The sequence below is a fragment of the Clostridia bacterium genome (genome assembly GCA_012841935.1).
Lineage (GTDB): Bacteria > Bacillota > Peptococcia > DRI-13 > DTU073 > DUTS01.
Genome location: DUTS01000076.1, coordinates 1 through 15,762 on the forward strand (window position 1 = coordinate 1; position 15,762 = coordinate 15,762).

Sequence of the window (15,762 nt, forward strand, 5' to 3'; positions counted from 1 at the left end):
AGGTAAACCGCAATATGATTTACCGCGTGCCTGGTTGGGAACTAGTTATGATTTCAGTTTTAGTGGTTTAAAAACCGCGGTTTTAAATTTGTTAAATAGAGCCAAGTTAAAAGGTGAACAAATTAAGATGGCTGATTTGGCGGCGAGTTTTCAAGTAAGTGTTGTTGAGGTATTAGTGGAGAAAACCGTAAGTTTGGCCCAAGAAAAGGGGATTAAGACGGTTTTAATGGCTGGAGGGGTCTCGGCCAATAGTTTATTGCGTAAACAAATGGTTGCTAGATGTCAGAGAGAAGGCTTAAAATTATATTATCCACCTTTGGAATTATGTACTGATAATGCTGCTATGATTGCTTGTGCCGCCCATTATCAGTATCATAAAGGTAATTTTGCTGGTTGGGATTTGAATGCGGTGCCAAGATTGCCATTATCCTAATTAGGGTAATGGTTTTCTTAAGGGAGGAGTTGTTTATAGATTGGATACCGATAGTAGTTTACAATTATTAATTTTAGTGCTGCTTTTAGGTTCAGTCCTTTTTCTAACTACCTGTAGGTTGAATTTAAAAATGGGAAAAGGGGCTAGTAAGCAAAATAATGAAGTAGCCTTTATGCTATCTAGTGTGTTAATTTGGGTAATTATTGCTGTTTTAAGTATTAAATTGGCTCTGCGAATTTGGGGTGATAAAATTGGTAGTGGAATTGCGGGATTATTTTTAATCCTATGTTATTTGGGTGTAAATAAAATTATGGCGGAGGGCATCGGTAAAAAGGGCTTTCCTTCTGCTTTTATTGCAGAAAAAACAGCAGTGATTATAAGGTTTTTAATGTATCCGGGTATTTTATTGTTTAATACGACACAAAAAATATGGAAAAAAATATTGAGTATTGAGGAGGAAGTTGTCAAAGAGGGTCAGCTTACTGATGAAGAAGTTTTAGATTTTGTAACTACGGAATTAGGTATTTCCGCGGCAGATGAAAACTTAATTAATCAGGCGGAAAAAACGATGCTTTATGGTGTCATAGAATTTGCCGATATTATTGTTAAAGAGGTAATGACTCCTCGTCCCGATGTCGTGGGTGTAGATAAAAAAATAGCTTATGAGGATTTATTAAAAGTGATTAAAGAAAAGCAATTTTCGCGTTTGCCAGTTTATAAGGAAACAATTGACCATATTTTAGGGGTAATGCATATTAAGGATTTATTATTATTGCCCGAACAGAAGGAAGCTTTTTCTTTGGAACAATATATTCGGCCTACTATTTTTGTACCGGAAACTAGAAAAATTTCCGAGTTGTTTAGAGTAATGAAAAAGGAAAAAATTCATTTGGTTGTCGTGCTTGATGAATATGGAAGTACAGCTGGTATTGTAACTTTAGAAGATTTAATCGAGGAAATTATGGGTGATATTCAGGATGAACATGATCGGGAAGAACCTCCTTGGAAATATTTAAGTGATCATGTAATGGAAATTAAAGCTGGGGTACGGTTAGATGAACTTAATGAAGTCTTGAATTTAAATTTGGATACTGAGGCTGCAGATACCTTAGGTGGTTTAATTTTTGCCTTGTTAGATCGAATTCCGGAAGTAGGAGATCAGGTCTTTGTGGAAGATTTGGAATTTGTGGTTGAGGGGATGGATGGACACCGTATAGAAAAAGTGCACTTGATTTTACCAGTAAATAAGGTAGATTGAAATTATTAGTTAAAGTAGAAAATTGTAAAAAATTAGTGTTCACGATTGCTTGCAAAATATTTCAGAATAGAGTATAATTATCTATAATGATTGTCTTGTTATTTTGAGAGGAGATGATTGTGATGACTAAAGATCCTCGGGAAGTATTTAAAAAAGAAGCGGAAAAAAGATTGAGTAAAAATGGTTTTGTGGGATTCAGTAAAAAAGGTGAGGGAACAACTAGAATAATGGGGTCAACATATAAGGTAAAAACCGAGTCCACTGATAAAATTTTTCATGGTGGTCAAGTCTATCGCCGGAAAAAGGTTCCAGGTGGAGTGATCTACAGACAGGTTTCACCATTAGAAAATCCTAAACGTGTACCAGTGCTTTCTTGGACACGCTATAATCCAGTAACTGACACTATGGAATATGGTCAGCGTGTACTTACAAGTAAATCCCCTTTGGCTGATTGGGAGAAAAAATCCAGTAGTAATTATGTTAAAGAAGAGGTTAATTCTTCTGATGCCATTGTTTATATGCGTAAAGGACATGAACCATCGAGGGGGTAAAGAAAAGGCTGCATTAGTGGTGCAGCTTTAGTTTTTAGTGGGTAGAGAGTATTGCAAATATATGTTACAATTATAGTATAATGAAATTGACAGCATATTTAGGGGGGATAAAGATGGGGGAAAGGGAAAGCCTGGTTGGTAAAATGAGGAAATGGCTTGTGACTAGAATTGATCAGCGGATGGCGGAAAAAATTAAACGTCAAAAGGAAGTAGCCGCGGAAATAGCTCATTTTGATGCTCAAAGTTCAACAGGTACACATTATAAATTAGTTTTTCCTGAAAGTGGTTTTACGGGGATACATATTGAACGGGAAGTTCCTTTAGAGGCTGTTTTGGAAAATGAAGAGGCTGTGAATTTGAAAGAGAATATTGTGCAGGAGGAAATGCAAAGGTAATATTTAAAAAGGGGAGAACAGGCAATGTACGAACAAGGTAATAAGTTTATAATTAAAAAGGAAAAAAAGCATGATGTTGAAAGTCATGATTTGCCGGGTAGATATGATTATCAAATTGGTACTACAGATCGGGGCAATTTATTTGGCAATTTAGGTATTTTGGAAATGATTAATAAGTGGCGTGAAAAAAGACGTGTGGAGAAATTTGAAAAGGCCCTGCAGGAAATTGTAATAAAGGTAAATACTATTCCCCGCGGTTTTGGTAATTTGCCGGAAAATAAACGTATTTCTTTAAATGGTTATTATAATTACAAACATCCTGATTTGATTGGAAAAGAACAGACAGTTATGGCCGAAACATTGGGCACAGGTAATGATTGGGAAACTAATGCCCGTTTATATGGTGAAGCTATGCAGTTAATTGAGGATTTGTTTTATGATTGCCGTCATCTTTATGTTGATAATCCCGAATTAAAGGCAAAAGCTGCAGAAGTGAGAAGTAATTTAGAATTGCGGGAGGAATGTGAAAATTATTTGCGGCAAGTAAGTTATGATCCTCAAATAGTGGAATTGTCTGCGTATCTTGATGATCAGTTTGGCCTGAGAAGGGATTGGCGTTATAAAGAAATGACTAAATCGGGAATCGCACCGGTTTTGTCTGAGGCAGAAAAAGATTTGGAATTAGCACCAGAGGATGTTGAAAAATTAAAAGTATATTTGGCCAAAAAACGTTTATTTCTGGTACCTCGCCATGAAGTTTATACGGGAAAAATAGAAGCTGTCCGGCCTTTTTCTGGGAAGAAGTTGTCGGAGTTTATTAAAAAGCATGAAGGTGACGAATCTGAAGTAGGTCAGGAAAGTGATAGTCAGCGTGTTGAAAGAATTTTAAAAACTCAAGAGGCACGGGAAACAGCGGCACAAAAAAGTCAGCGGGAGTTTTTGTTGAAAAAGAAACGTGAAATAGAAAAAAAGTTGGAGCGGGATGGTCGTTAATGAATAAAGGGGGCTGTAGTTAGATGCTTAAAGAATGGCGTCGCCAAAAAGAAGCACAAGTTTTAAGAAATTATGTCAAGGAGGTAGATGGGCTTACTTGGCAAAAGTCACTGCTTAAACCAAGTGAACGTCAAATAGAAGGTGATCAGTCCTTTTTTAAGGTGCAGAATGAGGCTGTCTACCGAGCTATTAGTAGTGATATTAATAATAAGGCTAGATTTGCACTTTTGAAATTAAGATTATTAAATTTGGGGCAATGCACAGGTGTGCGGAAAAATTTAGAATCCATAAAAAAAGACCTTTTAGAACGGGCTCAATTGTCTTTTGAGTTTTATCAACAAGGGGTTAATTTCCCGCGGTCAAGTTGGCAGAGATTATTGGCTTTGGAGGAAAAATATGGTGGGCAGGAAAATATTGCTTATTTGCAAAAAATTGCTGCGGAATTTGAAGAAGTAGCTAGTAAGAAATCATTATGGGAACGGGATTTAACTGTGGAAAAAGGTGATGGGGCTATTAGGCTTTATTCGGAAAAAACAAGGTAAGGGGTGGGGAAATGTCAAAAAACAGTCGTAGTGATATCCTCTTGGAAATTGAAAGGGAACGAGATCGAATTAGATATAGATTGAAAAAGTTTAAGGAAATTATTAAAGAGGTGGAAGCTAAAGAGAGGCGAGCCTATTATATTTTAGGTATGCTTCCAGCTATGGATTTGGATGAACACTGGTCCCAAGACATGTATGAAGCAAAAACAGGTTTAGGGAAATTCCTCTTGGCGAGTAAAACAAACAAGGCTGGTGTTAACGTCATTAATGAAGTTAATAAAAAAGAAGAACAAGCAAATTTCAAACAAATTAGGAATGAAGAACAGTGTCGCTATTAGGCATAATAAATATTTGTTTCGGTAATAATTAAATTAACGGGCTGGTCATGTTTTTCGCGTGGAAGCTTAGTGATCACTTGGAAATCATAGGCCAGTCCAATTTTAAGGGTTTGGGGCCTTAGTTGTGGTAGGAGTCGATCAAAGTAGCCGCCGCCATAGCCCAAGCGGTAGCCTTGCAAATCAAAAGCTAAGCCAGGTAGGAGACTGAGGTCAACTAACTCTGGTGAGGTGGGACGTAAAAAGGGAGTTTTGGGTTCCAAAATATTATATTTTTGAGGCCAAACTTCCTCAAGACTATTTAATTGTGATAAAATCAAGGTTTGTTTTTTAACTACCGGGATTAGTACCCGTTTTTTTTGTTTAAGAACACTTTTTAGAAGTGGTAAGGTATTAGGTTCGTTTTTTATGGGTAGAAAAAAGAGGATGGTTGTGGCCTTATTAAAAGCGGCTAGGCTTTTAATGTGTTGGTTAATTTGACTGCTTTTTTGTTGAATATCACTTGCTAAAAGTTTTTTTCTTTGGTTAAGCATTTGTTGACGTAATTCTGTTTTTGACATTGATTTGACCCTTTCTTTTTTTGTATATTATATCATAAGGTTCTTTTTGTGTATTAAGAAATAATAAAGTGGATATATTAGGAAAAGGAAGTACCGACGAGCTATTTCTTTCTATAGTTAAATAAAGATAAATAAAGCTTTAAAAGGGCAGGAAATGAATATTGCCTTCTTGAAAGCCCTTGACTATGATTAATAATAAATGTTAGCACTCGCTTGGGTAGAGTGCTAACAAAATAAAATATTAAGGGGGTTAAAAGTATGAATATTAAGCCTCTCGGCGACAAAGTTGTTATCAAAGCATTAGATCAGGAGGAAAAGACTAAAAGTGGTATTGTCTTACCAGATACTGCTAAAGAAAAGCCGCAACAAGGTGAAGTAGTAGCAGTTGGTTCTGGTAGAGTCTTGGAAAATGGTCAAAAGATTCCCTTGGAAGTTAATGTGGGGGATAAGGTTATTTTCTCTAAATATGCCGGGACTGATATTAAAATTGATGGTGAAGAATACTTAATTCTTAGCGAAAGAGATATTCACGCAATTATTTAAAGAATAAGGAGGGTTAGGTAAATGGCAAAAGAAATTGTGTTTAGTGAAGAGGCTAGAAAAAGTCTAGAAAAAGGTGTTGATGTTTTAGCCGAAGCGGTCAAGATTACTTTGGGGCCCAAGGGGCGTAATGTAGTTTTAGAAAGAAAGTTTGGTTCACCTACAATTACTAATGATGGTGTGACGATTGCTCGTGAAATTGATTTGGAAGATCCCTATGAAAATATGGGGGCACAATTGGTTAAAGAGGTAGCCACTAAAACAAATGATGTAGCTGGTGATGGTACTACAACCGCTACTTTATTGGCTCAGGCCATTATTCGGGAAGGATTAAAGAATGTGGCTGCTGGAGCAAATCCCATGTTTTTGAAAAAGGGAATTGAAAAGGCTGTTAATACTGTGGTTGAGGAAATTGAAAGGATTGCCAAAGCAGTTGAATCTAAAGAGGCTATTGCTCAGGTAGCATCGGTTTCTGCAGATGATCCCCAAATTGGTAATTTAATTGCCGAAGCTATGGAAATTGTCGGTAATGATGGTGTGATTACGGTAGAAGAATCACAAGGAATGGGTACTACTTTGGAAGTAGTAGAGGGAATGCAATTTGATCGGGGTTATATTTCTCCTTATATGATTACTGATACTGATAAAATGGAAGCTAATTTGGATGACCCTTATATCTTAATAACAGATAAGAAAATTGCTGCCATTCAAGATGTCCTGCCTGTTTTGGAAAAAGTGGTGCAGGCTGGTAAAGCACTTTTAATTATTGCCGAGGATGTAGAAGGGGAAGCCCTGGCTACTTTGGTAGTTAATAAATTAAGAGGTACTTTTATTTGTGTAGCGGTTAAAGCACCTGGTTTTGGGGATCGTCGTAAAGCCATGTTGGAGGATATTGCCGTTTTAACTGGTGGTCAAGTAATTAGTGAAGATGTTGGTTTGAAATTAGAAAATACAACTTTAGATATGTTAGGTCAGGCTTCTAAAGTAAAAATTACTAAAGAAGAAACTACCATTGTTGAAGGAAAAGGTAGTAAGCAAAATATTGAAGGTCGAATTGCCCAAATTCGTAAGCAGTTGGAAGAAACTACTTCTGATTTTGATCGGGAGAAATTGCAAGAGCGTTTGGCAAAATTGGCTGGTGGAGTAGCTGTAATTCAAGTAGGAGCTGCTACGGAAACTGAATTAAAAGAAAGAAAGAATCGTATGGAAGATGCTTTGGCTGCTACCCGTGCTGCGGTTGAAGAAGGTATTGTGGCTGGGGGAGGAGTAGCTTTTGTGGAAAGTTTGGCTGCTTTAGAGAAACTTACAGCTGAGGAAGCTGATGAATTAACCGGAATTAAGATTATTAAGAAGGCTTTAGAAGAACCTTTAAGGCAAATTGCTTGTAATGCCGGTATGGAAGGTTCGGTGGTTGTAGAAAAAGTAAAAACAGCCGGTAAAAAAGGTTATGGTTTTAATGCTTTAAAAGGTGTATATGAAAATATGATTGAAGCTGGTATTGTTGATCCGGCTAAGGTTACGCGTAGTGCTTTGCAAAATGCGGCTTCAATTGCTGGTTTATTATTGACAACTGAATGCTTAATTGTCGATATTCCGGAAGAGGAGGCAGCAGGTCCGGCAATGCCGCCAAATATGGGTGGTATGATGTAATTTGTAAAAGGGGTTTGATTTTTTCAAACCTCTTTTTTTTAGGGCTATTTTAGCAAATAAACTAAATAAATTTATAATTTTGGCAGGAGATTATAAAAATAATTCGAAATATATAAGTAGGCAACGATTTATAATGAAAGGAAGATTGAAAATGCAAAAAGTAATGACAGAAAATGCCGGAGTATTAGATTTTTGGATTAAGGCTGCTCCTTTCATCAATCATTTTATTCAAGCAGATATTGGGGTGGGGATTTGTGATAAAGATAAATGGCTTACTTATGTGCCAGCTCATACTTTGGATTTAAAAATTAAAGTTGGTGATCCTGTTTTATCCGCAGGAGCGGCTTATTTATCTATGTACAAAAAGGAGCGTATTGTACTCGAAGTTGATGAGAAACTTTATGGTGTTCCCTATATTGCGGTTAGTTATCCTTTTTTGGATGCTGAGGGGCAAGTTGTGGGGGCTTTGGTTACTACAGAAAATCTGGAACATCGTGAAATGTTGGTAGATATGGCTCGGGAGATTCAGGGCTTTTTGCAAAATATACAGGGTTCGGTACAGGAAATTGCTGCTGAGGCTCAGGAATTATCGTCTACTAGTCAGGAATTAAAATCGGTCACTGAAGATGCTACGGTAAAAGTAGAAGCAACCGCTGGGATTATAGATACTGTTAAACAAATTGCTAAACGTACTAATTTGATAGGTCTTAATGCTTCTATTGAAGCAGCTAGAGTGGGGGAATATGGACGGGGCTTTAATGTGGTGGCTAATGAAGTGCGTAATTTATCACAGATGACTAATAGTTCTACAGGTGAAATAGGTAGAATTATTAATTTAATTAAAGAAGCAATAATTTCTATTGATGGAGCTACGCGTATGGTTAGTGAAGTATCACAATCACAAGCTGAAAAATTAGCTGGTATTAATGTTATTTTGGAGGAGTTTGGACGAATGGCTGATACTTTGGTAAAGGCTGCAGATCGTTTGATGGAAAATAGTACGGCGAAAAGATTGTAATTATTGATGTAAGAAACCTCTTTTTTAGGGCAAACTATCCTTGAAAAGGAGGTTTTTTTATGCGTTTAAAGGATGTAATGACAGATGAAGTAATTGCGGTAGAGCCGGATGCTTCGGTATTGGAAGTGGCTTTAATTATGAAGAAAGAAAATATTGGTTCTGTGCCTATTTGTGAGGGGACTGATGTAGTAGGAATGATTACTGATCGAGATATTGTTTTACGGGTGGTTTGTGAAAAGAAGGATCCGGAAAAAGTTAAATGCCGGGAAGTGATGACTGAGCGTCTGGTGGTTGGTAAACCACAGATGAATGTCGAAACTGCTTTAGAACTAATGGGAGATGCTCAAGTGCGTCGCTTACCGGTGGTGGAAGAGGGGCACTTGGTAGGTTTTATCACTTTGGGGGCTTTGGCGGTAAATGATTATTTTAGAGATGAATCTGGGGAAGCTTTGGCGGAAATTTCCACACCTAATCGTTCTTGGTAAGTTTTCAACAGTTAAGATGGCAGGAATTTGTCTGATTGTGTAGAAGGAAAATAAAATGAGTCTATAAGAGAGGGGATAGAGAGATGGAGAAATATCACTTGGAGGCTGAACTGTTGCGTAAAAAATGCGATTGTAGTGTTTTTACTTTTGAATCAACAGCAGATATTCCCCCTCTAGAGGGTATTATTGGACAAGAGAGAGGGGTTAGGGCTTTAGAGTTTGGTTTGAAAGTAAATAAACCAGGCTATAATATTTTTATAGCTGGGGTAACGGGTACGGGGAGGAGTAGTTATACTCGTTCTTTAGTAAATGATGTAGCAGCGGTAAAAGACCGCCCTTTGGATTGGTGTTATCTTTATAATTTTGCTAATCCTGATGAACCTCTGGCAATTTCATTTACACCTGGCAAGGCAGTGGAGTTTAAAGCAGATGTAGAAGATTTATTGGAAAAAGTAACAGCAGAAATACCACTTGCTTTGGAATCTGATGAATGTCAAAAGGCGAAAACTTTATTATTACAAAAATTACAGGTAAAACAGAATGAGGCCCAAGCAGCGATTTCTAATCAAGCCAAAGAGTTGGGATTTGCTTTAAAAACTGCAAATAAAGCTTTGGTTACCATTCCTTTAAATGAAGAAGGTAAACCCATGGATGAAAAAGAATTTCAGGATTTGTATGAAGCTAAAAAGGAAATGATTGATGAAAACTCTAAAAAACTTAATTTATATATTTTAGAAGTATTTAAAAGTTTACGGGAGTTTGAACGTAATATTGAGAAGGAAGTAGAGCAATTAGAAAACAAAATTATTTTGGATAATATTGATCATTTTTTTCAGGAATTAATGTTGAAATATTCGCCACATGCAGAGGCTAGAGAATATTTGGAAAAGATTAAAGAAGATCTTTTGAAAAATGCTCGTGAATTTAAAGAAAGTGAAAAGCAAATTGCTCCTGATTTATTTTTTCTTCCCGAAAATAGGACTAAAAAGCTTTTGCAAAAATATCAAGTTAATGTTTTTGTGGATAATGGTAAAACTCAATGTGCACCGGTAATTGTAGAAACAAACCCTACATATTACAATCTTTTGGGTCGGGTGGAATATGAAAGCCAATTAGGTGTTTTAAAAACTGATTTCACGAAAGTTAAAGCAGGCTCAATTCATCGAGCTAATGGCGGTTATTTAATTTTACGCTGTCGCGATGTTTTGACTAGCAGTTTTTGTTGGGAAGGTTTAAAAAGGGCTTTGAAAACTGGTGAGGTACAAATCGAAAGTATTGGACATCAATTTGGGGCTATTGCTACTTCTTCGTTAAAGCCAAAGCCGATTCCCTTGGATATAAAAGTAATTTTGATCGGTAGTCACTGGGAATATCAGCTTTTATATTACCATGATGAAGATTTTCGTAAATTGTTTAAAATTATGGTTGATTTTGATGTGGAAATGGATAGATCGGATCCTTATACTTATAAATTAGCTCGTTTTATTAGTGATCATTGTGAAACGGAAAATTTACGACATTTTACCAAGGAGGCTGTGGGACACATTGTTGAATATAGTTCTCGTTTAGCCGGTCATCAAGAAAAATTATCTACACGTTTTAATGAATTGGTAGAAATTATTTATGAAGCTGATTCTTGGGCTAAATTGGAGGATTGTTCTTTGGTAACAGATGAACATGTAAAAAAAGCAATTCGGGAAAAAACTTATCGCTCTAATAAGGCTGAGCAAAAGCTTTTAGAGATGATGAATAAAGGGCAATTATTAATTGATGTGCAGCAAAAAGTTGTTGGACAGGTTAATGGTATTGCTGTTTTGGATACAGGTAACTATACTTTTGGTAAACCTAATAAGATAACTGTTAATACTTTTTTGGGCCGCAAAGGAATTATTAATATTGAGCGAGAAGTAAAAATGAGTGGGGCACTACATGATAAAGGTATTTTGATTTTAAGTGGCTATTTTGGCGAAAAATTTGGACAAAAATATCCAGTATCTTTTTCAGCTAGTATTTGCTTTGAGCAATTATATAGTGGTATCGATGGTGATAGTGCTTCTAGTGCGGAATTATATGCTTTATTATCTGGTTTGGCAGATTTAGCGGTAGAACAGGGGATTGCTGTTACAGGATCTATAAATCAAAAAGGTTTTGTTCAGCCTATTGGTGGAGTCAACGAAAAAATAGAGGGTTTTTATCAGGTCTGTAAAGTTAAGGGTTTTACTGGCCGCCAAGGGGTAATTATTCCTCAGCAAAATGTAATTAATTTAATGCTTGATGAAGAAGTGGTACAGGCTGTTAAAGAAGGTATTTTTCATATTTATGCTGTTGAAAATGTGGAGCAGGGGATTGAAATTTTGACTGGTGTAGAGGCAGGCACAATTAACGAAGCAGGCTTTTATCCTCAAGATACGGTTTTTGGTCGTGTTCAGCAAAAATTAGCTCAATATTATGCTTTGGTAAAAGATGAGTCTATTGAAAAAGAGTAAAGACATATTACCTCATTCCCCTTAGTAAAGATAAAGAAAAAGGGGAGTGGGTAAGTGTGAGATTAAATCTTAAGAATGTGCCTGGGGAAAAAATAATTGCTTTAATTTTGCTACTAATTTTTTTGGGTGGGGGATTTCATTTGGTGCGGGAAATTAGACAACCCCCACCTTTTGAAGCCGTAAAACAAGGTTTGGCTTATACTTTACAGGCAAGTAGTTTTAGTTTTGAACTACAGGCTAGTCGTATTTTAAAAGGTGAAACAATGATTTTATCGGAAATACAGGGACAAAAAGCAGAGGAGGGAGTCTATGTAAAAGGTACTTTACCTTTATTAAATGCTGATCTGGAGATATACTATTTAGGTGATCAACTTTATCGCCGTGATACATTGACTAAAGATTGGGTTAAGATTCCTGCAGCAGGCAAAATAGGTGTGGAACTTTTAATGGCAGAATTAAATCCTTTAGGTGTTTTAGAATTTTTAGAGGAAGAGTTTGCAGCCAAATATGCGGGTAAAGCAAAAGTTGGCAAAAAAAAATGTCGGGTTTATGAAGTAATGAGTCGGGGAGAAAATAAGTTTGCCGAATTTTTTTGGCAAGACTTTAATTATATTTTATGGGTAGATCAAAAAGGTAAATATATTCGTCAGGCCCAAATTACGGCTGAACATCGTGATGAACCGGAACATGATTTACAAATTCTAATTACTTTGGGAGATTTTAATCGGTCTTTTGTTCTTGAACCACCGGTTAAATAATTAATAAAGGAGTTCATATAAATGCGGCATCATTTACAAAAAATCTTGATTACCGAAAAACAAATCGAGGAAAAAGTAAAAGAATTGGGTGCTTTAATTTCTCGGGATTATGAGCAAAAAGACTTGGTGATTATTGGTGTTTTAAAAGGGGCGGTTGTTTTTTTGGCTGATTTAATTAGGGAAATAAAGATTCCTTTGGCCCTTGATTTTATCAGTACTTCTAGTTATGGTGCGTCCACACGCACTTCGGGTGTGGTGCGGATTTTAAAGGATTTGGATAAGGATATTACTGCTAAAGATGTGTTACTTGTCGAGGATATAATTGATACAGGGTTAACTTTAAGCTATTTAACAGATAATTTGAGAGCACGTCAACCGGCAAGTTTGAAGATTTGCACATTTTTGGATAAGCCGGAAAGGCGGCAGCTAATTTTAAAGCCTGATTATAAGGGATATGATATTCCTAATGATTTTGTGGTTGGTTATGGTCTTGATTATAATGAAAAATATCGTAATTTACCATATGTAGGGGTTTTAAAACCAAAATATTATCAAGTTTAAGGCAGGGGATTAAATTGTTTATACAGGAAAAAATTTTAATTTTAGATTTTGGGTTTCCACAAGTACAGGATTTAGCCCGTCAAATACGACAATTAGGTGTTTTTTCGGTAATTTTTCCTTATCAGACTTCTATGGAAAAAATAGCGGCTTTAGAGCCACAAGGAATTATTTTAGCTGCAGAAGATTTTGCTGCTTTTCAGTCTGAAGTGACACAAATTAAGCAGTGTAATTTTCCGGTGGCTTTTTGGCCTGCTTTGACTAAAGTGGGACTAAAGGAATTTCTTTTTCAGGATTGTTCCTGTAAGGTTTATTGGTCTATTGCTAATTTTATAGAAAGACAAGTGCAGCTTATACGTGAAAAGGTAGGTTCAAATAAGGTTTTATGTGCTTTAAGTGGTGGTGTGGATTCTGCGGTGGCTGCAGCTTTGGTTCATCAGGCGGTTGGTGAGCAATTAACCTGTGTTTTTGTTGATCACGGTTTTTTGCGTAAAGGTGAGGCTGAAGAGGTGCAAAATGTTTTTCAAAAAAAATGGCCGCTTAACTTGATTTTTGTGGATGCTCGGGAGCGTTTCCTAAAGAAACTTAGTGGTATAAGTGATCCTGAACAAAAACGAAAAATTATCGGTAATGAATTTATACGTGTTTTTGAAGAAACGGCACTTGGTTTGGGAGAAGTCGATTTTTTGGTACAAGGAACTGTTTATCCTGATGTTTTAGAAAGCGGTAGTGGGGTAGGGGGAACTATTAAGTCACATCATAATGTAGGTGGTTTGCCGGAAAAAATGAATTTTCGTTTATTAGAGCCTTTGGCTAAATTATTTAAAAATGAAGTGCGTAAAGTAGGTCGGGAATTAGGTTTACCTACAGAAATTATTGAAAGACAGCCTTTCCCTGGACCAGGATTGGCGATTCGTATTATTGGGGAAATAACTGCGGAAAAATTAGAGATTTTACGAGAAGCAGATGCCATCTTTTTGGATGAAATTCGTCAAGCCGCTTTTGATGATTTATGGCAGGTTTTTGCTGTTTTACCTTCAATTAAAAGTGTGGGTGTACAAGATAAAGTAAGAACTTATGCTTATCCCCTTATTTTACGTGCGGTAACAAGTGTTGACGCCATGACGGCTAAAGCTGCACATTTGCCTTATGAGTTATTGGATAAAATTACCGAAAGGATTATCAGGGAAGTACCCCAGATTAATCGCGTAGTTTATGACCTTACATCTAAACCCCCAGGAACAATTGAATGGGAGTAATATTAAGTATTTCAACGAGTGTTTATTTTGATTTCAGTATCCATGTTAACATTAAGTTGTTCTAGTTTTTGGCAAAGTAGTTCTTTTGTATACCATTGTTTGTTTGACTCGGCTATTTCAGCCCTTCTTTCAGCTAGTTTTTTTCGCAGCATTGGTGAATATAGGCTTTCGCGATTTAAGTTTCTAAGTACTTTGCCTTTAGCATTGAGTTCCGCTATTCCTTCGATTTTTCTTTTTGGGGGTTTCTTTTGTAGTGCTCTTTTGCTGCCAATATGACCTGCAAGTTTAAAAGTTTCCAAGACAGTCCTTCCAGTAAGATAACCTACCGCTCCACCGAGTGTTAAATAAAAAAGCATTTTTTTGTCCCCTTTCTTTTGGGATTATAATTATATTATACCATAATATTGTGGAATTGTTAGTATATTTGGTTTGAAAGTTTTGTTTTTTTGCTTTTTTATGAGGTTTTGTAGTAAAATAAAAGGTAGTAAGAAAGAGAGGGGGGTAAAGTGGAAAAATATCAAGAATATCTTCAGGCTGTTAAGGAGTATCAGGAGTATGAGCGAAAAATTAAGGCAAAGATTGTTTCTTTGAAAACAGTGATGCAGGAGGAAGGTGTTCAAGAAGAATTAAAAGCTGAATTACAGCAAATGGAAAAAAACGCACGGCGAGAATTGGACAAATTGGCGGCAAAGGTATCTCAGAAACAGCAAAAGTTGATGGCGGCAGGGGCTCATGTGAAATTTATTTTTCCGTTCAAGGATCGTAAATAATAGGCTTTCCAAAAAAGGGAAGCCTTTATTTTAATCACAGGAGTGAAATGTAGAAATGGTTGTACTAGACAGTGTCTTTTTATTTTTGGCAGGTTGGTTGGGCTGGCGTTTTTTAGAGAGAATTGGTTTGCCGGTCGCTTCATTATTTGGGGGTATGTTGGCAGTAGGTATTTTATCTCTTCTGGGAATGGAATTTCATTTGCCTTTATGGTGGGCTTGGGTTTTTCAAGTTATTTTGGGAATTTTAATTGGACAAAGGCTGAAAAAAGGTATAGGGAAGGAATTAAAATCACTGTGGGGACCGGCTGTTTTGGTTTCCGTATGGATGTTAATTAGCTGTTTTTTGGTAGGCTATTTATTTTTTAATTTAACTGTGACTACTCCTTTAACGGCAATTTTGGGAACAGCCCCTGGAGGTATGACTGAATTTACTTTGTTAGCTATTGAAATGGGGGCAGATCCGTTGGTTGTTGTGGCTTTACAAATGATGCGTGTTCTAGTAGTAATGTTTTTTATTCCTGGTTTAGCTATTTACAAGGCTGGGGGGATAAAAGCAGGATCTGAAAAAAGTGCTGTTAGAAGTGGCTGGCAGAAAGGTGTTTTCGTTACATTGGCTGTGGGAGTAAGTGGTGGGGTTTTGGGGAAATTGCTTCATTTGCCGGTACCAGGTCTTTTAGGTGCGGCTTTTTTGGTTGGTTTTGTAGGTAGTGTGATCTGTGAGCTCCCTCCACTACCTGATGATTTGCGAGTGTTTTCACAAATTGGGATCGGGGGATTGGTAGGTTTAAATTTTACTCAGGAGACTTTACGGGGACTTTTGAAGATGGGACTGCCTTTGATTATAGCTACAGTTTTGGTGATGATCTCTAGTTTGGTTTTGGCTTGGGTTTTGCGTAAAATGACTGCCTGGGATGAACTTACTTGTCTTTTAGCTGCTGCTCCGGGGGGTGTAGCCCAATTTTTTATTTTGGCTTATGAATTGGGAGCTGATTCTTTGGTAGTTAGTTTATTACAGTTGGCCCGTTTTTTAAGTTTATTAATAATTATCCCCTTTTTGTTAACTTGGTTGGGGATTTAGCTGTAAGCAGTCTTTGCGGGGATTTTAATAATTTTAATACCGAAAATTTCAAAATCATGATATGATATTAATTGGGATTTAGTAAAATATGAT

Annotated in this window: 19 protein-coding genes; 17 read left to right on the forward strand and 2 right to left on the reverse strand. The window is 36.6% G+C overall.

What is annotated here, in order from left to right:
• The 7 genes from GX687_04510 to GX687_04540 form a co-directional block, all read left to right on the forward strand.
• On the forward strand, window positions 1-433 hold a 433-nt coding region (locus GX687_04510; GenBank protein HHX96707.1), incomplete at its 5' end, for a tRNA (adenosine(37)-N6)-threonylcarbamoyltransferase complex transferase subunit TsaD.
• A gap of 40 nt (window positions 434-473) precedes the next feature.
• Window positions 474-1,691, forward strand: a complete 1,218-nt coding sequence (locus GX687_04515) for an HlyC/CorC family transporter (protein HHX96708.1) — start codon at window positions 474-476, stop codon at window positions 1,689-1,691.
• Between the two features lie 122 nt (window positions 1,692-1,813).
• The gene (locus tag GX687_04520; GenBank protein ID HHX96709.1) at window positions 1,814-2,242 is read left to right on the forward strand and encodes a hypothetical protein; all 429 of its coding nucleotides are present in this window, start codon (window positions 1,814-1,816) and stop codon (window positions 2,240-2,242) included.
• 113 nt (window positions 2,243-2,355) lie between these two features.
• Window positions 2,356-2,637, forward strand: a complete 282-nt coding sequence (locus GX687_04525) for a hypothetical protein (protein ID HHX96710.1) — start codon at window positions 2,356-2,358, stop codon at window positions 2,635-2,637.
• A 24-nt stretch (window positions 2,638-2,661) separates the two neighbouring features.
• Window positions 2,662-3,630, forward strand: a complete 969-nt coding sequence (locus GX687_04530; protein ID HHX96711.1) for a hypothetical protein — start codon at window positions 2,662-2,664, stop codon at window positions 3,628-3,630.
• Window positions 3,631-3,653: 23 nt separating this feature from the next.
• The gene (locus GX687_04535; GenBank protein HHX96712.1) at window positions 3,654-4,172 is read left to right on the forward strand and encodes a hypothetical protein; all 519 of its coding nucleotides are present in this window, start codon (window positions 3,654-3,656) and stop codon (window positions 4,170-4,172) included.
• Window positions 4,173-4,183: 11 nt separating this feature from the next.
• Window positions 4,184-4,510, forward strand: a complete 327-nt coding sequence (locus GX687_04540) for a hypothetical protein (GenBank protein HHX96713.1) — start codon at window positions 4,184-4,186, stop codon at window positions 4,508-4,510.
• On the opposite strand, the gene GX687_04545 is transcribed toward GX687_04540, so the two are convergent.
• Window positions 4,507-5,067, reverse strand: coding sequence for a 5-formyltetrahydrofolate cyclo-ligase (locus tag GX687_04545; protein HHX96714.1), 561 nt, complete (start codon window positions 5,065-5,067; stop codon window positions 4,507-4,509). The genes GX687_04540 and GX687_04545 overlap by 4 nt on opposite strands.
• Before the next feature lie 258 nt (window positions 5,068-5,325).
• Between GX687_04545 and GX687_04550 the strand changes: the two genes are divergently transcribed.
• From GX687_04550 to guaA, 8 genes are all read left to right on the forward strand, one after another.
• The gene (locus GX687_04550) at window positions 5,326-5,610 is read left to right on the forward strand and encodes a co-chaperone GroES (GenBank protein ID HHX96715.1); all 285 of its coding nucleotides are present in this window, start codon (window positions 5,326-5,328) and stop codon (window positions 5,608-5,610) included.
• Window positions 5,611-5,631: 21 nt separating this feature from the next.
• Window positions 5,632-7,257 (forward strand): chaperonin GroEL, encoded by a 1,626-nt coding sequence (gene groL, locus GX687_04555; protein HHX96716.1) that lies wholly within the window; start codon window positions 5,632-5,634, stop codon window positions 7,255-7,257.
• Between the two features lie 133 nt (window positions 7,258-7,390).
• Window positions 7,391-8,275, forward strand: a complete 885-nt coding sequence (locus tag GX687_04560) for a hypothetical protein (GenBank protein HHX96717.1) — start codon at window positions 7,391-7,393, stop codon at window positions 8,273-8,275.
• 59 nt (window positions 8,276-8,334) lie between these two features.
• Window positions 8,335-8,760 (forward strand): CBS domain-containing protein, encoded by a 426-nt coding sequence (locus tag GX687_04565; GenBank protein ID HHX96718.1) that lies wholly within the window; start codon window positions 8,335-8,337, stop codon window positions 8,758-8,760.
• Between the two features lie 83 nt (window positions 8,761-8,843).
• A complete protein-coding gene (locus tag GX687_04570) occupies window positions 8,844-11,246 on the forward strand; it encodes an AAA family ATPase (GenBank protein HHX96719.1) in 2,403 nt (800 codons plus the stop codon).
• A 56-nt stretch (window positions 11,247-11,302) separates the two neighbouring features.
• The gene (locus GX687_04575) at window positions 11,303-12,004 is read left to right on the forward strand and encodes a hypothetical protein (GenBank protein ID HHX96720.1); all 702 of its coding nucleotides are present in this window, start codon (window positions 11,303-11,305) and stop codon (window positions 12,002-12,004) included.
• A 21-nt stretch (window positions 12,005-12,025) separates the two neighbouring features.
• The gene (gene hpt / locus GX687_04580; protein ID HHX96721.1) at window positions 12,026-12,565 is read left to right on the forward strand and encodes a hypoxanthine phosphoribosyltransferase; all 540 of its coding nucleotides are present in this window, start codon (window positions 12,026-12,028) and stop codon (window positions 12,563-12,565) included.
• A gap of 8 nt (window positions 12,566-12,573) precedes the next feature.
• Window positions 12,574-13,821 carry a glutamine-hydrolyzing GMP synthase gene (guaA, locus tag GX687_04585; GenBank protein ID HHX96722.1) on the forward strand — a complete coding sequence of 416 codons (1,248 nt, stop codon included), beginning with the start codon at window positions 12,574-12,576 and terminating at the stop codon, window positions 13,819-13,821.
• A gap of 11 nt (window positions 13,822-13,832) precedes the next feature.
• Here guaA and GX687_04590 read toward each other — a convergent pair whose 3' ends face one another.
• Window positions 13,833-14,177, reverse strand: a complete 345-nt coding sequence (locus GX687_04590; GenBank protein ID HHX96723.1) for a hypothetical protein — start codon at window positions 14,175-14,177, stop codon at window positions 13,833-13,835.
• Between the two features lie 150 nt (window positions 14,178-14,327).
• Between GX687_04590 and GX687_04595 the strand changes: the two genes are divergently transcribed.
• Both GX687_04595 and GX687_04600 read left to right on the forward strand, forming a co-directional pair.
• Entirely contained in the window at window positions 14,328-14,591 is a 264-nt protein-coding gene (locus GX687_04595; GenBank protein ID HHX96724.1) for a hypothetical protein, read from the forward strand.
• A gap of 55 nt (window positions 14,592-14,646) precedes the next feature.
• The gene (locus GX687_04600) at window positions 14,647-15,669 is read left to right on the forward strand and encodes an AbrB family transcriptional regulator (GenBank protein ID HHX96725.1); all 1,023 of its coding nucleotides are present in this window, start codon (window positions 14,647-14,649) and stop codon (window positions 15,667-15,669) included.
• Window positions 15,670-15,762 lie beyond the last annotated feature (93 nt).